Source organism: Streptococcus sp. STC1396 (assembly GCF_058933875.1).
The window spans coordinates 22434-43310 of the sequence record NZ_JBZYCU010000005.1 but is presented as its reverse complement, the minus strand read 5'-3'; the positions used below and the strand labels follow the sequence as shown (position 1 = coordinate 43310).

The 20877-nt window shown below is 45.0% G+C and carries 14 protein-coding genes and 1 pseudogene; 5 read left to right on the top strand and 10 right to left on the bottom strand.

Going from position 1 to position 20877, the window contains the following annotated elements; genetic code table 11:
- Positions 1-138: 138 nt before the first annotated feature.
- Both AC5FEC_RS02830 and uvrA read right to left on the bottom strand, forming a co-directional pair.
- Positions 139-3960: a GH32 C-terminal domain-containing protein gene (locus AC5FEC_RS02830; RefSeq protein ID WP_493661227.1), complete on the bottom strand. Its 3822-nt coding sequence runs from the start codon at positions 3958-3960 to the stop codon at positions 139-141.
- A gap of 500 nt (positions 3961-4460) precedes the next feature.
- Complete coding sequence (gene uvrA / locus AC5FEC_RS02825; protein WP_493661226.1) at positions 4461-7292, bottom strand: excinuclease ABC subunit UvrA; 2832 nt, start codon at positions 7290-7292, stop codon at positions 4461-4463.
- A gap of 122 nt (positions 7293-7414) precedes the next feature.
- On the opposite strand from uvrA, the gene AC5FEC_RS02820 reads away from it, so the two are divergent.
- Entirely contained in the window at positions 7415-8359 is a 945-nt protein-coding gene (locus tag AC5FEC_RS02820) for a magnesium transporter CorA family protein (protein WP_037617873.1), read from the top strand.
- Positions 8360-8377: 18 nt separating this feature from the next.
- Positions 8378-9052, top strand: a complete 675-nt coding sequence (locus AC5FEC_RS02815; protein ID WP_304948997.1) for a DUF1129 domain-containing protein — start codon at positions 8378-8380, stop codon at positions 9050-9052.
- A 33-nt stretch (positions 9053-9085) separates the two neighbouring features.
- Here AC5FEC_RS02815 and AC5FEC_RS02810 read toward each other — a convergent pair.
- From AC5FEC_RS02810 to AC5FEC_RS02780, 7 genes and pseudogenes are all read right to left on the bottom strand, one after another.
- Positions 9086-9595 (bottom strand): annotated as a pseudogene (locus AC5FEC_RS02810) (GNAT family N-acetyltransferase).
- 82 nt (positions 9596-9677) lie between these two features.
- A complete protein-coding gene (trxA, locus tag AC5FEC_RS02805) occupies positions 9678-9992 on the bottom strand; it encodes a thioredoxin (protein WP_037617870.1) in 315 nt (104 codons plus the stop codon).
- Positions 9993-10076: 84 nt separating this feature from the next.
- A complete protein-coding gene (locus tag AC5FEC_RS02800; RefSeq protein ID WP_493661225.1) occupies positions 10077-11495 on the bottom strand; it encodes a C69 family dipeptidase in 1419 nt (472 codons plus the stop codon).
- A 100-nt stretch (positions 11496-11595) separates the two neighbouring features.
- On the bottom strand, positions 11596-12240 hold the full coding sequence (locus tag AC5FEC_RS02795) for a GNAT family N-acetyltransferase (RefSeq protein WP_234549761.1): 645 nt from the start codon (positions 12238-12240) through the stop codon (positions 11596-11598).
- 10 nt (positions 12241-12250) lie between these two features.
- Complete coding sequence (locus AC5FEC_RS02790) at positions 12251-14584, bottom strand: endonuclease MutS2 (RefSeq protein ID WP_493661224.1); 2334 nt, start codon at positions 14582-14584, stop codon at positions 12251-12253.
- A gap of 60 nt (positions 14585-14644) precedes the next feature.
- The gene (locus AC5FEC_RS02785) at positions 14645-15196 is read right to left on the bottom strand and encodes a CvpA family protein (protein WP_234549759.1); all 552 of its coding nucleotides are present in this window, start codon (positions 15194-15196) and stop codon (positions 14645-14647) included.
- 10 nt (positions 15197-15206) lie between these two features.
- The gene (locus AC5FEC_RS02780) at positions 15207-15497 is read right to left on the bottom strand and encodes a cell division protein ZapA (protein ID WP_037617859.1); all 291 of its coding nucleotides are present in this window, start codon (positions 15495-15497) and stop codon (positions 15207-15209) included.
- Positions 15498-15638: 141 nt separating this feature from the next.
- Between AC5FEC_RS02780 and rnhC the strand changes: the two genes are divergently transcribed.
- The 3 genes from rnhC (at position 15639) to recD2 (ending at position 19598) form a co-directional block, all read left to right on the top strand.
- On the top strand, positions 15639-16523 hold the full coding sequence (gene rnhC, locus AC5FEC_RS02775) for a ribonuclease HIII (protein ID WP_493661223.1): 885 nt from the start codon (positions 15639-15641) through the stop codon (positions 16521-16523).
- Between the two features lie 3 nt (positions 16524-16526).
- Complete coding sequence (gene lepB, locus AC5FEC_RS02770) at positions 16527-17159, top strand: signal peptidase I (RefSeq protein ID WP_037617001.1); 633 nt, start codon at positions 16527-16529, stop codon at positions 17157-17159.
- 78 nt (positions 17160-17237) lie between these two features.
- The gene (gene recD2, locus AC5FEC_RS02765) at positions 17238-19598 is read left to right on the top strand and encodes an SF1B family DNA helicase RecD2 (protein ID WP_493661222.1); all 2361 of its coding nucleotides are present in this window, start codon (positions 17238-17240) and stop codon (positions 19596-19598) included.
- A 199-nt stretch (positions 19599-19797) separates the two neighbouring features.
- Here the strand turns inward: recD2 and dinB are convergent, their stop codons facing one another.
- Positions 19798-20862 carry a DNA polymerase IV gene (gene dinB, locus AC5FEC_RS02760; RefSeq protein ID WP_493661221.1) on the bottom strand — a complete coding sequence of 355 codons (1065 nt, stop codon included), beginning with the start codon at positions 20860-20862 and terminating at the stop codon, positions 19798-19800.
- Positions 20863-20877: the final 15 nt, after the last annotated feature.

The window sequence follows — 20877 nt, the reverse complement described above, 5'->3', positions numbered from 1 at the left end:
TTTCGAATTCCCTTGAACCCACATACTAAAATGCATAACTAGGAGCCACCAACAAACTCATCAAAAAGAGAGAACCAATTGATTCTCTCTCGAGCTTCATTATAAGTTACCCAATATAGCTAACATTGAGCCTTAAGCTTACTCTTCCTTTTTATTTTTACAGAAAGCCAGGCTAGCTATTCCCAGAACACCAAGTCCCCAGAAACTGAGTAGGGCACTATTTTGAGCACCAGTCTTCGGCAGACTAGCAGAAGATAGCTTCTCGGTCATAGAAGCAGTGGCAAGCGGTTTTGGAGTCGGTTGGGTGAAGCCAGAGCCAGCTTCTGCTGTCGCAACTTCCACTACCTTTTGCAGTTCTTGCTTCTGGATAGCAGGAGTCTGAAGAGCAGTCACAAAGATATTACGAGCCTCTAATTCACCATCCCAGAGTCCTAACCCGATATATGGGGCATTGAAGTAATCATCCACTGTATCAAAGATATGGTTCATAACTTCTTGACCATCCACAAGGACAGTAATCTTGTTTTCAGTCTTTATTAGCCGTACATGGTGGAAACGACCATCATTGAGAGCATCAACAAGAGGCGCTTCAGCAATAGTATTGCCATAAAAACGGAAAAGACGAACAGATTTTTGATCTCCAAATTGGATCGCATAAGCCTGAGCTGGATCGGACTTTTCAGAAGCGAAGAAGAGATTGACAACCCCCTTAGGATATTTTATATCAAGGTCCAGTTGGTAGTTGCCATATGAAAGTTTTTCCTTGGTCATGTACGCATCATTGGCCGCTTGATTAGTCACACGGAGTGATTCACCATCCACATACCAATTACCTGCAACTTTTAGCATTTTAGGTAAATTCGTCTTGAAATCATTACGCAAGATGTTGAGGTTAAACTCTTTGTAGAGACTTGGATTTTCCTTGGCACTTGCTCTAACAGTGACCTTTCCTTCTTTCACAGCTTGAAGATTCAAATTATTGCCATCTACGCTGTAAGTAATGCTAGTTGGATCACTAACTGACCAAAGGAAGCCCTGAGCAACTTGAGCTGGCATGATGTAGGCTGTCAGAGTTGCATTATCTCCCACATTGAGGCGGAGATTTTGTTCCGATGCTGCAATAACATCGAGCGGGTGGTCAACCCTTTGTTTATTAGTCCAAACACTCTTGATTGGATAGAGAGCGATGTCAGCCTTCGTTGCTTGACCTTCCACAAAAACACCAAGTCCTAGGCTGTTTGGCGCTGGGAAGATTTGGTTAGCCCCAGCTACTGTATCACCCTTGGCAAAGACCTCTACACTGGAACGATCCACATAGATATGGAGATCAATGCTGCCATCCGCATTACGGGTGACTTTTTGCTTATTAACTTCACGGAATTTTTCAGTAAGGATAACCCCTGACTGGCTACGATCAATAGACAATTCCTCGGTCTGTAAATTATAAATAACCTTAGTCACCTTTCCATCACCAACACGAAGATTGAAACCAATCTTTTGTGTGCCTACTACTGGCGTAAAATGAGATACAATTTCATAAGTATCGCCCTGAAAGTCCTTGAAGAGGTTATTGTCTTCACCAACAGTGATATTATTGTAGATGACAGACTTTTCAGTATCACGGAGACTATCATAATTAGCATGTGGAGTTTGGGTAAGGACGTATTTTTCGCCATCCTTGGTCAAACCAAGAACCAGATTCAGATTAAAGGTACCATTAAATTTTTGTCCAGTCTTCTCAGCAACGATACGACAATAATCATCCCAAGTATTCATCCAGTTAATTTCTACCAATTTTGGAAGTTTTGGTTGCTTGCTATTACCAAAATCTTGAACGTAGTAGGTCATGGCTGCATAAGAGTCCTTGCCAAAATTCATTACGCCATCTTGATCCTGATAGTCTTTGTCAGGATCAAAAGTCCATTTGCCATCAACAGTTTTAAAGTCTCCAACCTTGTAGAAGCGCCCACCACGAGAAAGCACCCACTTGATTTGGCCATCTGTAGCCTCTATAGGGTAGAGGTCAGGACATTCGGTGTGAAGATCAGGATAAACAGCTTCAGGTTTCCACTCTAAGAGATTGTCTGAAGAATAAATGCGAAGGGGACCACCTGCAACAACCATAAACCACTTATCTTCCCAACGAAAGACCTTAGGGTCACGGAAATCTCTGTTTTTGAGGGGGTCATTTGTCCAATCAGCGGCAATCTGGTCTACTTTGGTCCAGGTCTTGCCCTCGTCCTTACTATAAGCTAATTTGATACGTTGCCCCTCACCATTAACAGTGATTAAAGCAACCAATCCTCCCTCAGGTCCGTCAAAAAGTCCAGAGGTATTGTGCTCATCGACCACCATTGCACCTGAGAACATGGTGCCGTTATAGTCTGGATAGAAGGCCATAGGCTTTTCTTCCCAGTGAAGAAGATCTGTGCTAGTCGCATGCATCCAGTGCATAGGACCCCAACTAGTATCATCAAAAAATTGATAAAAAAGATGGTATTTACCCTTATAATAAACCATACCATTTGGATCATTAGCCCAGCCATCCTTAACAGAGTAATGGTATTGATCCCTATAATTTTCATTGTAATAAACTGCCTCAGGTTGTCTGCGGTGAACATTGATACGATAAGTCAGCGTTGCTGTATAGCCGTCTGGAGTGGTGTAACTGCTGGTTACAGTTAGGTAGTTGGCGCCCACTTCAATCGGAATGTCACTGGCATTGGCATAGACCCTCCCCTTGCTATCACTGACTGTGAGCATCGCATTTGAATTGTGCTTAACAAAGCTTAAATCCACAGTCTCAGCAGCATTCGACACATACTGAATATGAGTCGCTTCTTTAGGAAAGAATTGCCCCTTGGCCTCAACCTTACCAGTCTTTGAAGTGACTGTGACATCATTGATGTAAGGCAATTCTCCATCTGTCAATTCTTTGAAGAAGGTGTTTTGGAAAATCATTTTACCGTTCCAGTTCAAAAGCCCAAAGTAACCTTCAGGAATGTAGGTGGTTTGTCCCATATCATTGCGTTGGATCGTGAAATCCCCTAGATTGCCAACAAGCTTATCATTAATATAGTAAGATAACCAACCATCTGCTGCAACAACCTTGAGGGTGTACGTTTTTTCTGGCGAGACAGCTACTTCTTTCTCTTCAAGGAGATTAGCCTCTGCCCAGCGCCAAACCTTGGCTTTTTTACTGTAGCCATCCAAATTGACCACATAGGCTTTCAAATCATCCTGAACATTATTAGCACGAAAGACTAAGGAAGCCGCACCTCGATCTTCCAAGAAAGTCACCTCTGTTTGGAAGACAAAGTTTTTCCCCTGGCTTTGAGTATAGTAAAAACTATCCCCCTTGTCTCTAGCATCACTGTAAAGCCCCTGGTCGCGAATTTCCCAAATCCCCTTTGAGTCGCCTTGTCCCTGACTCAGATTGGTCTTAAAGCCTTTCTGGCTACCAGCCTCTGCCTTGGCGGGACTTGCATGATCGGCCTGAGCTGCACTTTTAGGTTGATCTTGAATGCCTGTCTCATCTGACTTTTCTGAAGCCGGCCGTGCAGCTGGAGCTGTTGCTGCCTCAGCCGCAGGCTGTCCCAATTTTTCTTCACTAGAAGCTGTTTCGGTGGCGGTTCCAGAAGCTTGAGTGCCTGTCTCATCTGACTTTTCTGAAGCCGGCCGTACAGCTGGAGCTGCTGCCTCAGCCACAGGTTGTCCCAATTTTTCTTCACTAGAAACTGTTTCGGTGACGGTTCCAGAAGCAGGGACCTTTTCTGGAACCACTGCTGAAACTTCCGTCACCTGCGTCCCTGCAGAATCAACAGCTACCTCATCCGCAACTACTGGACCTGCCTCCAACAGAAAAACTCCAAAAGTTACTAAAGCACAGCCAAAAACCCAACGCTTGCCGCTTTTTTTCATAAACCAATTTTTACAGACTTTTTCTTTATATTCTTTCATTATATCACCTCATCTTCTCGCAAAAGTAAAAAGCAAACTTCCTGTATTCTAATCCGACATCCCAACTTCCTCCTTCAATAAAAAAACTATAATATAAAAATATCCTTCGCCATAACTATATCAAAATTGCAAAATCGTTTCACCTCTCATTTGTCACAAAAAATAAGTGACAAATGTCATGTATTTGATAGCGGTTACAAGAACTGAAAATCATAAGGTGAATTGATATACTCCACTTATAGTGGAGAGTGAAGAAATAAAAGCCACTAGAAACGAAAAAGGGATTTTTCATATCTCAAAAAGAAGTTGAAAATCTGTTGAAGAAAAAATGGAGCTCACCAACAAACGCATCAAGAACATCTAGCGCCAAGCTTTTAGGTTTTAATCTTCAAAAAATTTAAAAGAAAATTCTCATCACTTTGAATATAAAAAAAAGAGAACCAATTTGATTCTCTCTAGAACTTCCTTATAAATCACCCACTATAGTTGACAGTGAAGTATTATTTAAAATGCAACTTGCCTTTCAAGTACTGGCCGGTATAGCTAGCAGAGTTTGCAGCGACTTCTTCCGGTGTACCCGTCGCGATGATCGTACCACCACCGACACCGCCTTCTGGTCCTAAGTCGATGATATGGTCAGCTGTCTTGATGACATCCAGATTGTGCTCGATAACAAGCACAGTATTGCCATCGTCCACAAAGCGTGATAACACGTGAAGGAGCTTGGCTATGTCTTCAGAATGCAGACCCGTGGTCGGCTCATCTAAGATATAGAAGGACTTACCAGTTGAGCGCTTGTGAAGCTCGCTGGCCAGCTTCATCCGCTGGGCTTCACCACCTGACAAGGTCGTGGCTGGCTGCCCTAGAGTCACATAGCCTAGTCCCACATCTTTGATTGTCTGGAGTTTGCGGGCAATCTTGGGAATATGCTGGAAGAATTCTACCGCATCATTGACCGTCATGTCCAGTACCTGAGCGATATTCTTCTCCTTGTAGTGGACTTCTAGAGTCTCGCTATTATAGCGGGTGCCGTGGCAGACCTCACAGGCCACATAGACGTCAGGCAGGAAGTGCATCTCAATCTTGATAATTCCATCACCTGAACAGGCCTCACAGCGGCCACCCTTGACATTAAAGCTGAAACGGCCCTTCTTGTAGCCGCGAATCTTGGCTTCATTGGTCTTGGCAAACAGATCGCGAATATCGTCAAAGACACCAGTGTAGGTCGCTGGATTCGAGCGCGGTGTCCGACCGATCGGACTTTGGTCAATATCAATCAAGCGGTCCACATGCTCAATGCCACTGATTTTCTTGAATTTTCCTGGCTTGGCAGAATTGCGGTTGAGTTTCTGGGCGATGGCTTTTTTAAGGATAGAGTTGACCAGCGTTGACTTACCAGACCCAGAAACTCCTGTCACAGCGATGAATTTGCCCAAGGGGAATCTAGCCGTGATATTCTGCAAGTTATTTTCCTGAGCCCCTGTCACTTCGATAAAGCGGCCATTGCCTACACGGCGTTCCAATGGTACTGGAATCTCGCGCTTACCTGACAAGTATTGGCCTGTGATAGATTTCTTGTTCTTAGCTACTTGCGCAGGAGTACCCGCTGCGACGATTTCTCCACCGAAAACACCGGCTCCTGGTCCCACATCAATCAGCCAGTCCGCCTCCCGCATGGTGTCCTCATCGTGCTCGACCACGATGAGGGTATTGCCTAGGTCACGCATCTTCTTGAGGCTGGCAATTAGGCGGTCATTATCACGCTGGTGCAAGCCAATAGAGGGCTCGTCCAGGATATAAAGGACGCCACTTAGGTTAGAACCAATCTGGGTCGCCAAGCGAATCCGCTGGCTTTCTCCTCCTGATAGAGTCCCAGCCGAGCGAGACAAAGTCAGGTAATTAAGGCCAACGTTATTAAGGAAAGTCAAGCGGTCATGAATTTCTTTGAGAATAGGGCGTGCGATAGTAGCTTCATTATCAGTCAAACTAAGCTTGTCCAACTGAAGCAAATGATCTGCAATGGACAAGTCTGAAATCTCACCAATGTGCAAGCCATCTTCGCTGCCAACCTTGACAGACAAGGCCTGAGGACTGAGTCGGTAGCCGTGGCAAGCTGCACAGGTCAGTTCATTCATATAAGCCCGCATCTGCGTCCGAGTAAAATCACTATTGGTTTCATGGTAGCGGCGGTTGATGTTGGTGACAACCCCCTCAAAAGGAATGTCAATATCGCGTACACCCCCAAACTCATTTTCATAGTGGAAATGGAACTCCCGCCCATCTGAGCCAAAGAAAATCAGCTGCTTTTCTTCCTCAGTCAGTTCCTCAAAAGGCTTGTCCATATCAATGCCAAAGGCTGCCATGGCCTGCTCCAGCATCTGCGGATAGTAGTTGGAGGAGATGGGATTCCAAGGCGCTAGCGCTCCTTCGCGTAAGGTCTTGCTAGGCTCTGGCACGACCACATCGAGATCCACTTCCAGCTTAACCCCCAGACCATCACAGTCCGGACAGGAACCAAAAGGCGCATTGAAAGAAAAGAGTCGTGGCTCTAGCTCTGGGACCGTAAAGCCACAAACTGGACAGGCATAGTGCTCCGAAAAGAGCAGCTCTTGACCGTCCATGGTGTCAATAATCACATACCCCTCAGCAATCCGCAGAGCTGCTTCAACCGAGTCAAAGAGACGACTGCGCACCCCTTCCTTGATGACAATTCTGTCCACCACGACCTCAATATCATGCTGCTTGCTCTTGGATAGCTCTGGCAATTCCGTTACATCGTGGACATCCCCATCCACGCGCACACGGACATAACCGTCTCTCTGAATCTTATCAAAAACGGTCTTATGCTGACCCTTTTTCTTACGGATGACCGGCGCCAAAATCTGCAAACGCTGACGCTCTGGCAATTTCAGGACCTTGTCAACAATCTGCTCAACAGACGAAGCCTTAATAGCCCCGTGGCCGTTGATGCAGTAGGGTGTCCCAACACGAGCATAGAGCAGGCGCAGGTAGTCATTGATTTCGGTAGCTGTTCCCACTGTTGAGCGGGGATTCTTACTGGTCGTCTTCTGGTCAATGGAAATGGCTGGACTAAGACCATCAATCGAGTCCACATCCGGCTTTTCCATATTGCCCAAAAACTGCCGAGCATAGGCCGACAGACTCTCCACATAGCGGCGCTGCCCCTCAGCATAGAGGGTGTCAAAAGCCAGACTGGACTTGCCCGAACCGGACAGACCGGTCACCACGACCAGCTTGTCCCGCGGAATTTCGACATCAATATTTTTTAAATTATGAGCTCGCGCTCCATGAATAACAATTTTATCTTGCATTTATTCCACACTTTACCTTTAAACTTCCTCTATTATAGCAAAATTTTCTGCAATCTTTTGTCCCAAAAATCGGAATTTGTAGTATAATAAGACGGTGTGTAAAAATAATTCTAGGAGGAGATATGAAACAAGTATTTTTATCAACAACAACCGAATTCAAAGAAATTGATACACTTGAAGCCGGAACTTGGATTAATATGGTCAATCCTTCTCAGAGTGAATCTATAGAAATTGCTAATGCCTTTAACATTGACATTGCAGACCTGCGGGCTCCGCTCGATGCGGAAGAAATGTCTCGGGTTACCATCGAAGATGACTACACACTGATTATCGTGGACGTCCCCATCACAGAGGAAAGAAACAACAAAACCTACTACATCACCATTCCGCTTGGTATTATCATCACCGAAGAGGCCATTATCACCACCTGCTTAGAAAAATTGCCTCTGTTGGATATTTTTATCAGCCGCCGCTTGCGCAACTTCTACACCTTTATGAAGTCACGTTTTATCTTTCAGATTCTTTATCGCAATGCCGAACTGTACCTGACCGCCCTGCGCTCCATTGACCGCAAGAGCGAACAGATTGAGAGCCAGCTGCACCAATCCACGCGAAATGAAGAGCTGATTGAGCTCATGGAGCTTGAAAAGACCATCGTCTATTTCAAGGCCTCCCTCAAAACCAATGAGCGCGTGATTAAGAAGTTGACTAGCGCCACCAGTAATATCAAGAAATATCTGGAAGACGAGGACTTGCTGGAAGATACCTTAATTGAGACCCAGCAGGCCATTGAGATGGCCGATATTTACGGAAATATCCTCCACAGCATGACAGATACCTTTGCCTCTATCATCTCCAACAACCAGAACAATATCATGAAAACACTGGCTTTGGTAACCGTTGTCATGTCCATTCCGACCATGATCTTTTCAGCCTACGGAATGAACTTCAAAAACAATGAGCTCCCTCTAAATGGCGAACCGCATGCTTTTTGGATTATCATGTTCATCGCCTTTGCTATGAGCGGTTCTCTAACCCTCTACCTTTTCCATAAAAAATTATTCTAATCATCAGAAAGGATACCTATGTCACAAGTATCATTAGACAAACTCAGTAAGAAAAACAAGGAATTTATCCACATTGCCACCCACCAATTGCTCAAAGATGGCAAGTCAGACCAAGAAATTAAAACCATCTTAGAAGAAATCATTCCAGAAATTTTGGAAAATCAAACCAAGGGAATCACTGCCCGCGGCCTCTACGGAGCCCCAACTACTTGGGCTTCTTCCCTAACTGCAAAAGAACGTTACGATGCCGAACATCCAAAGGAAAATGACGACCCTAAATGGATGATGCTGGACTCCGTCCTCTTCATCTTCGGTTTCTTCACCGTTCTGACTTCCATCGTCAACTTAGCATCTTCTCAGCCATCTGTTTATGGGATGACAACCCTTGTATTTGGAAGCCTTGTCGGCGGCCTCGCTTTCTATGCTCTCTATCATTTTATTTACCGCTTTTATGGACCAAATACAGATCGCAGCCAAAGACCACATTTACTAAAGTCTATCCTAATCATGGTAGGAGCCATTGCTCTCTGGACTCTTTCAATCGTTGGATCTAGCCTCCTTCCTGACTTTCTCAACCCACATTTCTCAAACATCGTAGTTGCTATCATCGGAGGAATCACTCTGGCACTCCGTTTCTACCTCAAGAAACGCTTCAATATCAAGAGTGCGACTATGGGGCCAGCGAGATATTAATCAGCATATTAAAAAGAGGTTTTACAACCTCTTTTATTTTGCCCTTTTTGAAAAGTATAATACCAACTCATCGTTATTCTCACACGGATCATAAGGAGCAAGCGGTCGATTTTGAAACCAAACACCTGAGCTATCTGGAATATAACCTCGGTGTACATACAGCCATTGGGCAGAATCTTAGCCTCTATGCAAAGCAACACCCAAACTAACTACATTTGAGTAATTCTGACCTACTTGCTCTGCTTTGTCCAATAAAGCCGTGCCAATACTCTGTCTTTGGAAACTTTCAAAAACATTAAAATCAGTTAACTCAGAATAAAGGCCTGCAAAGGAACCATGCTTGGGTGATGGGATGACTGTAATGTAAGCAGCTAGAAATGTCCCATCAACAACCACCAAAACTTGGCGCTCACCCGTCGCTTGCTCCAGAAAGTAGTTTTTTAAAATCTCTCTCCGACCAGGCCAGACTTGCTGGATAAAAGCATTCGCTAACTTTTCTATATCCTCAAAAAGCATTTTCCTGATGATTCGTTCTTCTGTCATGGTGCGTCTCCTATATCTTGACCTTTTTCCTCTATTCTGGCACTTTTGAATAGGCAAAAAAAGAAGCCCTCAGGCTTCTTACTTAGCTCAATTCAGCAATAATTGCCTTGAGCTGGTCTTTGGTGTGAACACCTGCAACTTGCTTCACTACTTGACCGTCTTTCTTGAACAGAAGGGTCGGAATGGACATAATGCCAAATTCGCGGGCAGTATTTGGATTTTCATCCACATCCATTTTAAGGATTTTCAGTTCGTCCTCATGAACTTCCCCAGCCAACTGCTCCAAGATAGGCGCCTGCATACGACATGGACCGCACCAAGCTGCCCAAAAGTCAATCAGAACTAATCCGTCTTTTGTTTCTTCTGCAAATGTTGCATCTGTAACTGCTGCTACCATAAATTTTCTCCTTTGAATAGCTTACTTTTGTTAACATTTTACACCAAAAGCAAGAGAAAGAAAAATATTTGCTACGGCTAAGCCTCAGTCACTCAGTGAGAAATGGTTGGTCATGAGATTGCTGGCATCCAAGAGAACCTTTTCCAAGAGCTGGTTTGTCGCTTCTTGCACCTTATCGCTCATGGCTTGATTTTGAGCTTCAAAGTCCACAGCCTCGCCCTTGGCCAGAGCTCGGTCTACCCGACCAATCATCTCATGTCCCCAAGCCATAGTCTGCTCTTGGTAATCATCCAAATCACCGACATGACTGCTAAAATGAGCATCAGCCAGCCCAGCAATCAAGCGATTGGCCCAGTAAAAGGAATCCGTCGAAACCTTGTCCGTCGTGTTGGCAAAGTAATCTGGCGTTGTTGAGACTTGAGTAAAGAAAGGAACAGCTGTATTGTAAGGCATAGAGCCGTAGGATAGCCACTGGATACCCGTCGTTGCCTGCGGTTGATTAGGGCGCAGCTGCAAGATAGCTGTCTGACTAGTCCGATTGATACCGATAGTCCTGAAAGCCCGTCTGCTGTAGTGGTCCCCCTCTGCTCCATAAGGATCATAAGGCGAATCCTGATAGTGACTGCTCAGGACATACTTGACATCTTCGATCGTGATCTTGCGGTAAGGCTTGCGGCACCATGGAATGAAGAAACTCCTTGGATCTTGCTCCACTTCTGGATTGAGAAAACGCTGGATATCCCAAGCTCGCGGTGTATTGTAATGGCGGTCCTTATCCTTCTGGCTGCCAAAAGCATAGCGCGGATTAAAGCCCTCATTTGAGTAATTAAGATTGAGATGATTTTCTTCGATAAAGTTTTTGAGATTTGGATGACAGAGGAAATGCTCTGGATTGTCAAATTCAAAATAATCACTGCCCAGCTGATTGGGGTTGGTCACATAGGCATCATCTGGCACGCGGCGCGCCATCCAATGGTGGCCGCCAATAGTCTCCAGCCACCAGATTTCATTAACATCTGAAATAGCAATCCCATTGGACTCATAAGTGCCGTACTCCTCTAGGATTTTCCCTAAGCGTAGAACCCCCTCACGAGCTGTTTTGATATAGGGCAAGACCAGCGTGAGAATATCTTCCTCGCTGATTCCTGATTCGACCAGTGGGTCAGCACCTAGGACACGGCTGTTAGTGGTAATGGTTTCCGTTGCGCTGACAGCAACATTGTAGCTGTTAATTCCAGCTGCTCCCCAAATCCCGTCCTTAGGAACTGCGTCTGGCACTGCTGTATAGCGGACTGGATTGTCCGGCAAATCCATCTCAAAAGATGTCAAAACTGACTGATAATGACGGGGCTGGTCTTGTGGCTCCACTACGACAAATTTCTTGGGTGTAAAGACCCCATTTTGTGAATCCTCTGTACGAGCCACAATGGTTGAACCGTCGTAACTGGCCTTCTTGCCTACCAAAATAGTCGTGCAGGAATCTGATGCATGTTTAAATCTCATTATTTTCCCTCCGAAACACTTTATGCTGCTTACATTATAGCAAAAAGCAGGCCCTCATAAAAGAACCTGCTACTATCTCTTCGCTGAAACTTCCAATACCCTATTCGATTTTCAAGACATAGGTATGCTCTTTGTAAAGTTCATCAATCTCAAAATGCTCCAAATCTTCTTTCCTTGAGACAATATAATGCCCTTCTCTTTGATAATAGCCTAAGGAATTTCCTGACTTGTCTGTCAGACAGGTTGTCTGCTGTTTCCTATCAACACTGAAAGAAAAGGGTATTTGATCTTTGGGGCGTCCAACAACTAAATAGTCTTGACAAATCAGCTTGCCGCCCCACTTCTGATAGAGGTGATTTGCCTGCTTCCCGTCTCTGGTAAAGATGATCAAGGCCTCAACTTTCTTTTCATGCAGTTTCTCTCGAGCAGTTTGAAAGAGTTGGCCGGCTATCCCTTGATTCTGAAAATCAGGATGGACAGCCAGATTAGCGAAGTAAGCTATCTTTTCTCCTGGATAATATGCATAAGAATGACTTGCTTCTTCGGTGTAAATCCCAATATCCAGAAGCCCCACAACCTGATCATCTTCCACTGCTATGAGCTCAACCGAATCTTGGTAAGGCTCTTCAGTAAACTCATCCTTGCTGCGGCTCATATCATCAAAGAAAGGCGAAAAGAGATAACTCAAAGCTTTTGTATAAACCCAACTTTTCTCATAAGTCGAGTCATAGATTTGTATTTTCATTTCTGGCCTCTTACTTAAAGATCACAATCGTCGCGCCACTGCCGCCGGCATTTTGCGGGGCATAGCCGAAGGACTTGACATGCTTGTTGCGGCGGAGGTATTTAGTCACCCCTTCGCGGATGACGCCGGTCCCGATACCGTGGATAATATCCACCTGAGCCATGTTATTGAGGAGGGCCTGATCGATAAAGGCATCAAGCTCTTCCATAGCCTCTTCATAGCGTTTGCCGCGTAGATCCAGCCTGGCTTTCGGTCCAGCAGTATTGGCTCGCTTGACCACATTGACCTGCTTGCGCTTAGGTTGCTGCTCCTTTTCAGCCTTGAGTAAGTTGAATTCCTGCTCTTCCAGAGTCATCTTGATAAGACCGACCTGAGCTTCCCAGCGGCCGTCCTTGAGCTGCTTGACCAAGGTTCCCCGCTGACCATAGCTGGTGACCAGGATATCATCTCCCACCTTGGGCGCCCGATTTTTCTTGGCTTGCTGCAGCACCTTATTCTTTGATAAATCAACCGTTTCTGGTGCCAACTTTTTAAGCTGAGCCTTGGCTTCAATAATCTCATGCGGTTTAAGACTAGACTTATCATGGAGATTTTTGAGAATACTCTCACTCTCTGACAAAGCCAAATCAACGATTTCCTGGGCTTCCAAGCGCGCCTTATTGAGCTCGGTTTCCTTTTCTCGGTTAAACTCATTGTAAAGCTTTTTGAGGGCTCGGTTAAATTTGAGATTTTCCTGCTCCACCTCGCGGATATTATCCAAGCGCTTGCGGCTTTCCAGTGTCTGCTCCTCTAGGCGCTCAATGATCCGATTGACATCGCTGTCTGTGTTGGTCTGCTCTTGGGCATGGCCAACAATGACTTCCGACAAGCCCAAACGCCGAGCAATTTCAAAGGCATTGGAGCGGCCAGGCACTCCCTGCATAAAGCGATAGGTCGGCCTTAAACTATCTGTATCAAATTCCATGCTGGCATTTTCCACCCAGTCCGTCTCAATCCCATAGGCTTTGAGCTCAGGATAGTGGGTCGTCGCCATGGTTTTAATCTGTCTCAGCCGCAAATCTTCCAAGATGGCAATAGCCAGAGCTGCTCCCTCCTGCGGGTCAGTCCCAGCTCCTAGCTCATCCAGCAGAACCAGACTGTCGCTATCCACCTGCTCCAAAATAGAGACAATATTGGTCATGTGACTGGAGAAAGTTGACAGGCTCTGCTCAATGGACTGCTCATCACCAATGTCAGCAAAGATTTGGTTAAAAATCCCCACCTGACTACCCTTGTCTGCCAGAATCGGCAGGCCTGACTGGGCCATGAGCTGAGCCAAACCCAAGGTCTTCAGCATAATGGTCTTGCCACCTGTATTAGGACCGGTAATGACAATCTCGGTCAGGTCCGGCCCGAAATGCAGGTCATTTGCCACCGCATTTTCAATTAGAGGATGGCGGACACTGAGCAGTTGGATATCCTGCTCCTCCGATATGTTTGGCACTACCGATCTTGTCTCCTGCATAAAGCGGACTTTGGCACGCACCAAATCCAGATGCCCGATAATCCAAGCATTGTTGGCAAGTTCAGTCGCATGTGGCCGGATACGGTCAGACAGCTCCTGCAAGATCCGCTGGATTTCATAGCGCTCATCAGCTCGAGCATTGGTGATTTCCTCGTTGAGATTGACAACTGCTCTAGGCTCGATATAGACGGTATTCCCACTGGCTGAAATATCGTGAACCACACCAGAAATGCGGTTGCGATAGGTATTTTTGACCGGTAGCACATTACGGCCATTCCGGCTGGCTACCACCTGGTCCGCCAGCATGTCTCCCTTAGTCTTGAGGATTTCCTGCAGAATTTCCCGCACCTGGTTTTCATTTTCTTGAATTTTTCGGCGGATGCGGGCCAGTTCCTCACTGGCAAAGCTTTCAACAAAGCCACCGTCATTAATCGCCTGCAGATTGCCTTGGATGCTGGGAAATTCAACCAGATTGTCAAACAGCCGATTCAAACGTTCCAGTTGGACATTTTCCAAATCCTCGTAGAAAGATATCAGCTCATGGGTCACAGCTAAGACTCGCTTGAGAGCTAGAAATTCCTCAATATTAAGGTCGCTATCTAACTCCAGCCGCTTGGTCAGACCCGTAATATCTTGGATAGCTCCCAGACTAAAATGAGGCTGCTGGACAAAAATTTGCTGCATATCTGTCATTTCTAAAAAAGCGGCAGCAAGGGTCTCTTTTTTACTGGTAGGCTGCAACTGGCTAAGCTCCAAGTGGCCCTGCTCAGTTAGCAGATAGGGGGTGAAAAGCTCTTTAATCTTGCTAAATTCTAAGGTTTCTAAAATTTTTTTATTCATAACTTCTTTTCTAACTATTTCAAAAGAAACTCAGCTAGCTCTGCCAACTGAGTCTTTCTATTATCCGATAACGTTCGTCACCCAGAAATGTTTTAAAACACTGGACGTAATAGGGGTATAGTTGATGATAAATCGGATCAAGGCACTGCTATTGAGCCGTTCTTGAACCTCAGCCAGCGGCATTGTTGCCAAGATTGTCAAGCACATTTCAATCCCAAAAAGAGTAATGAATGCAGCAATCGCTCCGCTGATTACATTATACCGCAGTGTGTCAAGCTTGTTGGGATACGGAACTAGATTAACAAAAATTCCTATAAAGCGTGCAAACATATAAACAACTGTAAAAACAAAGAGATAGGCCAAACCAGCATAAAAAACCTTGTCCAAATGAAACAGCTGTGAATTGGGGAAGAAATATGTCGATGAGCCTTGAGTAGCGCTGGCATAAGGAATCCACAGACTGATTGCTTTCGCTACTCCCTTATAAAAATAGCTCGCAATCAGCATCGCCACAAGAGCTGACGCAGTATAAAATCCTTGTAAAACAATACCTCGTGAATACCCAATATAGAAACTCCAAGCTAAAACTAGCAAAATAATTACTGAAAACATTATTTCTCCTCTATTTAGCCGATTTTTCTCTTATTTCATTCAGCATTTTGTGACGGAAATTTTCCAATTCCTTTTCTTTATCATCAAATTCAATCTCGCGGCTCAGCTGAGTTGATAGGCTGTTGATAGCCAAGAGAATGGCCAAAACTTCGTCATCTGCTGCAGGCATCTGCTCTTTGATGGCCTTATATTTTTCCTTTGCAACCCGCTCAACTTCTTCCATAAATAAATTATCATGCTCCGTTGTTAAGGTCAATGTTTTGTTACCAAATGTAAACTTATATCGATTCAAATTTGCCATAAAATCACCTCATGATATTATACCAAAAAAAATACGCTTTGTCAGTCTTAAAGTTACTACTTAAAAACATGAAGGAAAATATCTTAAAATCTTACATTCTTATGGCTTTCCTCTTTTCCTTTTTATGGTACAATAGTGACTATGGAAAGTATTACTTTAAGTCCTAAACGAGAAGAAATTCAGGCTTTTATCCAGAAATATCAAGAATGCCTGACACCTAGCAAGAATCAATACATTCAATATCTGCTGAAATTGGATCAGGCAACTGTCAGTGTCTATAAGTCCGGCAAAGTCCTTTTCCAAGGAGAAAAAGCTAGCCACTATGCTGCTTTTTTTGGCTATCAAGCCGAAAAAACTGTCGACACTTCTCAAAACATTTCCCTTATTGGTACGGATGAGGTTGGAAATGGCTCTTATTTTGGCGGTTTAGCAGTGGTGGCTTCCTTTGTCAGACCAGATCAGCATGCTTTCTTGCGTAAGTTAGGTGTAGGCGACTCAAAGGCCTTGACCGACCTTAAGATTCGGCAGCTGGTGCCGATTTTGAAAAAAGAAATCCAACATCAGGCCCTGCTCTTGTCTCCAGAAAAATATAACGAAGTAATTGCCTCTGGTTACAATGCCGTATCTGTCAAAGTGGCTCTTCACAATCAAGCCATTTATCTGCTACTGCAAAAAGGTTTGACACCGGAAAAAATTGTCATTGATGCCTTTACCAGTCAGCAAAATTATGACAAATATCTGCAAAATGAAAAGAATCATTTCCCAAATCCCATTAGTCTCATTGAAAAAGCTGAAGGGAAGTTTCTAGCTGTCGCTGTCAGCTCCATTATCGCCCGTGACCTCTTTCTGGAAAATCTAGAAAATCTGAGTCAGGAGCTTGGTCACACTCTGCCGAGCGGAGCAGGAAGCAAGAGCGATCAGGTTGCCAGCCAGATTCTCCAAACATACGGAATGGCCGGTCTCCAGCATTCAGCCAAACTCCATTTCAAAAATACAGAAAAAGCAAAAAAGCTTTTAGAAAGGTAAGCCATGAAAAATAAACACTTTGACTTCCGAGCCTTCCTCAAGGAATGGGGACTCTTTTCCCTGATTATCTCAGCTATCCTAATCTCCCGCTGGCTCCTCTGGGCACCTGTCAAGGTTGACGGTCACTCTATGGACCCGACGCTGGCCAATGGTGAGTATTTATTGGTTCTCAAGCACCAGTCGGTTGATCGCTTCGATATTGTTGTAGCCTCTGAAAAAGATGATAACGGCAAAACGAAAGAAATCGTGAAACGTGTCATCGGCCTGCCTGGTGACACTATCCAATATGAAAACGACACTCTCTATATCAATGGCAAAAAGACTGATGAACCCTATTTAACGGAGTATATCAAGAAATTCCAAGAGGACAAACTTCAGTCCACTTATATCGGTGAGGACTTTGAGGACAATGGGGAATTTTTCCGCAAGCTGGCTTCTCAGGCTCAGGCCTTTACAGTGGATAAAGACGGCAGTCCTGTCTTTACCATCAAGCTCCTAGATGACGAGTACCTACTTTTGGGTGACGATCGTATCGTGTCCAAAGATAGCCGTCAGGTCGGTGCTTTCAAATCCAGTCAAATTCAAGGCGAAGCCAAATTCCGCTTCTGGCCGCTGCTGCCTTTTAAAACTTATTAATACTTAAGGAGTATAGCCTATCCAAACTCAGTTGACTTCTCAGCTGGGTTTGATTTTTAGAAATACATGAATGAGGAAATGTTAGAATTTTATTTTTCAGGCACCATTGAGCGCATCATTTTTGAGAACCCCAGTAATTTTTTTCGCATCCTCCTCTTGGACATCCAAGACACGGATTGTGAAGACTTTGATGATTTTGAGATTATCGTTACCGGCACCATGGCCGATGTGATTGAAGGCGAGGACTATACTTTTTGGGGCAACCTCGTTCAGCATCCCAAATATGGACAACAATTGAAAATTTCCCGCTATGAACGGGCTAAGCCGACCAGCAAGGGGCTGGTCAAGTATTTTTCCAGTGATCACTTTAAAGGTATCGGCGTCAAAACAGCCCAAAAAATTGTGGATCTTTATGGAGAGGAGACCATTGACAAGATTCTGGCTGAGCCAGAGAAACTCAAAGAAATCACTGGTCTTTCCGCCAAAAACCGAGAAGCTTTTGTAACCAAACTGCAACTCAACTATGGAACGGAGCTGGTTCTGGCCAAACTAGCCGCCTACGGGATTCCCAACAAGCTAGCCTTTCAGATCCAAGACACCTACAAGGGAGAAACGCTGGAAATCGTTGAACAGTATCCCTACCAACTGGTTGAGGACATCCAGGGTATCGGTTTTAAAATCGCCGATCAACTAGCTCAAGAGTTGGGGATTGAAAGCGATGCCCCTGAGCGTTTTAGGGCAGGCTTGCTTCATACCCTGCTGACCCAGTCCATGGAAACTGGCGATACCTATTTGGAGGCTAGAGACCTATTGGCTCATACTATTGAGCTTTTGGAAAGTTCGCGTCAAGTAGAACTAGATCCCAGTCTAGTAGCCAATGAATTGGCTCACCTGATTGAGGAAGACAAGGTGCAGAATGTCGAAACAAAGATTTTTGAAAACAGCCTCTTCTTTGCCGAGGAAGGCATCCGTAGCAATCTAGTCCGCCTCTTGGAAAAAGGGCGCAAGGATCGCTTTGAAGAGGAAAAAATCCTAGAGGCTATCAGCCAAGCCGAGGACAATCTCGGTATCCACTATGATAAAATCCAGAAGCAAGCTATTTTCGATGCTATCAGCCAAAAAGTCTTTATCCTAACTGGTGGTCCAGGTACTGGTAAAACAACCGTTATCAATGGTATCATAGCCGTCTACAGCCAGCTTCATGAGCTGGATTTAAAAAAGAGGGCAGATTTGCCCATCCTCCTTGCTGCTCCTACTGGCCGGGCTGCTCGTCGTATGAATGAACTGACTGGACTGCCCAGTGCTACAATCCACCGCCATCTTGGTATGACTGGTGATGATGACACCAGTCACCTAGATGACTATCTTGATGCTGACTTTATCATCGTGGACGAGTTCTCTATGGTGGACACTTGGCTAGCCAACCAGCTCCTCAGCAACATCTCCTCTAATACCAAGTTGCTTTTGGTCGGCGATGCGGAGCAGTTGCCCTCTGTCAGTCCCGGTCAGGTGTTAGCTGACCTACTGCAAATACCGAGCATCCCCCAGACCAAGCTGGAAAAAATTTATCGGCAGAGTCAAGATTCAACCATTGTCACTCTGGCCAGTCAGATCCAAAAAGGACTGCTGCCAGCAGATTTTACTGAGAAAAAAGCAGACCGATCTTATTTTGAAGCTCAAAATGAACATATCCCACCTATGATAGAGAGAATCGCTAGCGCCGCTATTCGCAGCGGCATCCCAGCTCAGGATGTGCAAGTGCTGGCTCCCATGTACCGCGGACAGGCCGGCATTGACCAGATTAACAGCCTCATGCAAAATCTCATCAATCCTGTGGAAAAAGACCAGCTGACCTTTGAGGCACCTGACTGCCAATATCGACAGGGAGATCGGGTCATCCACCTCGTCAATGACGCTGAAAATAATGTCTTTAACGGTGACTTGGGCTATATCACCGACCTGCTGCCGGCTAAGTACACCGAATCCAAGCAGGACGAACTGACCATCAACTTTGACGGCAACGAGATTAGCTATCAGCGTAGCGAATGGTACAAAATCCGCCTAGCCTATGCCATGAGTATCCACAAGTCTCAAGGCAGCGAATTTCCTGTGGTTATCCTCCCTATTACTCGAAGCAGCCACCGCATGCTCCAGCGCAATCTGGTCTACACAGCTATCACCCGAGCTAAGAGCAAACTGATTCTGCTTGGGGAAAAAGTGGCCTTTGACTATGCAGTAAAAAATACCGGAACAGCCCGCAAAACTTATCTGATTGAGCGTTTTGGAGACATAGAGGGTTCTCAAGAACTTATCCACACTCCTGTGGATAATGTGGAAAAGATTGTGGAAAACCATGTCTTATCAACGGAAAATTTCCTGAAAATTGACCCTATGATCGGGCTAACTGAGGAAGATATCCACAGTATCTTCGGCAACTAAAAGGGACAAAAACAGAAATCGGTAAATCTATCATTTCTATGCAATGACTGCAAAAGTTCATTTAAGCTGTCTTTGAACCTTTCTCGACAGGCCTATCAACGTCGTTCTTTAGGTGCATCTGACAAGGACTTCCTTATCAAATATTCCCCTTTAAAACAGTAGAGTCTGAGACAGTTGTGTCCCAGACTCTTTTACATTCTTATCCAAAGCCTGTCACCGTCAGCCCTAGCAGACGGACCCCTCGTGGTTGTTCCTCCAAACTATCATAAATTTCATGGGCGACCCGCTCAATCAATTCCGCTTCTCTAGTCTGTTGATCCAAGGTCCGCCTTTTGGTTAGAGTTGAAAAATCAGCGTAGCGGATTTTGAGGACAACCGTCTTACCGGCTTTCTGGTGCTTATCTAAGCTGAGAGCTACCTTAGCCGCCAGGCGAGTCAGCTCTTTTTTAATATCCTCTTCGCTATAGAGCAGCTTGGCATAGGTTCGTTCCTTTCCGATAGACTTACGAATACGATTTGTTTTGACAGGAGAATTGCTAATCCCCCGTGCCTTTCGATAAAGATCAAAACCAAAGCGGCCGAACTTATCAATCAAGGTCATTTCTGGTATCTTGAGCAGATCTGCTCCAGTATAGACGCCCATCTCATGCAGCTTCTCGACACTCTTCTTGCCAACTCCGTGAAACTTAGCAATGTCCATGGAAGCTAAGAACTCCTCTGCCTCCTCGGGCAGGATAACGGTCAGACCATGCGGTTTTTGGTAATCGCTGGCAATTTTGGCCAGAAATTTATTGTAAGAAACGCCTGCTGAAGCGGTTAGCTGCAGTTCATTCCAGATATCATGCTGGATCAGTCTAGCAATCTTGACCGCAGATTTGATACCCAGCTTATTTTCCGTCACATCCAGATAAGCCTCATCAATTGACATCGGTTCAACTAGGTCAGTGTAGCGCTTAAAAATTTCGCGAATCTGTAAACCAACAGCCTGGTATTTTTCATAATTCCCCGAGATGAAAATCCCCTGCGGACACCGCTCATAAGCTTCCTTGGAGCTCATAGCCGAATGAACCCCAAACTTTCTGGCTTCATAATTACAGGTCGAAACTACGCCACGCCCACCTGTCTGACGAGGATCGCTACCTATAATCACTGGCTTACCCTTAAGCTTGGGATTATCCCGCTCTTCCACCGAAGCAAAAAAAGCATCCATATCAATATGGATGATCTTTCTCGATGTGTCATTGATAAGCGGAAAAATTAACATACCGTCTCCTAGAAT

Bases quoted from the DNA above. Each gene is read 5' to 3' on its own strand.
- AC5FEC_RS02830 (WP_493661227.1), bottom strand. From the start codon at position 3,960: ATGAAAGAATATAAAGAAAAAGTCTGTAAAAATTGGTTTATGAAAAAA.
- uvrA (WP_493661226.1), bottom strand. From the start codon at position 7,292: ATGCAAGATAAAATTGTTATTCATGGAGCGCGAGCTCATAATTTAAAA.
- AC5FEC_RS02820 (WP_037617873.1), top strand. From the start codon at position 7,415: ATGAAACAAGTATTTTTATCAACAACAACCGAATTCAAAGAAATTGAT.
- AC5FEC_RS02815 (WP_304948997.1), top strand. From the start codon at position 8,378: ATGTCACAAGTATCATTAGACAAACTCAGTAAGAAAAACAAGGAATTT.
- trxA (WP_037617870.1), bottom strand. From the start codon at position 9,992: ATGGTAGCAGCAGTTACAGATGCAACATTTGCAGAAGAAACAAAAGAC.
- AC5FEC_RS02800 (WP_493661225.1), bottom strand. From the start codon at position 11,495: ATGAGATTTAAACATGCATCAGATTCCTGCACGACTATTTTGGTAGGC.
- AC5FEC_RS02795 (WP_234549761.1), bottom strand. From the start codon at position 12,240: ATGAAAATACAAATCTATGACTCGACTTATGAGAAAAGTTGGGTTTAT.
- AC5FEC_RS02790 (WP_493661224.1), bottom strand. From the start codon at position 14,584: ATGAATAAAAAAATTTTAGAAACCTTAGAATTTAGCAAGATTAAAGAG.
- AC5FEC_RS02785 (WP_234549759.1), bottom strand. From the start codon at position 15,196: ATGTTTTCAGTAATTATTTTGCTAGTTTTAGCTTGGAGTTTCTATATT.
- AC5FEC_RS02780 (WP_037617859.1), bottom strand. From the start codon at position 15,497: ATGGCAAATTTGAATCGATATAAGTTTACATTTGGTAACAAAACATTG.
- rnhC (WP_493661223.1), top strand. From the start codon at position 15,639: ATGGAAAGTATTACTTTAAGTCCTAAACGAGAAGAAATTCAGGCTTTT.
- lepB (WP_037617001.1), top strand. From the start codon at position 16,527: ATGAAAAATAAACACTTTGACTTCCGAGCCTTCCTCAAGGAATGGGGA.
- recD2 (WP_493661222.1), top strand. From the start codon at position 17,238: ATGTTAGAATTTTATTTTTCAGGCACCATTGAGCGCATCATTTTTGAG.
- dinB (WP_493661221.1), bottom strand. From the start codon at position 20,862: ATGTTAATTTTTCCGCTTATCAATGACACATCGAGAAAGATCATCCAT.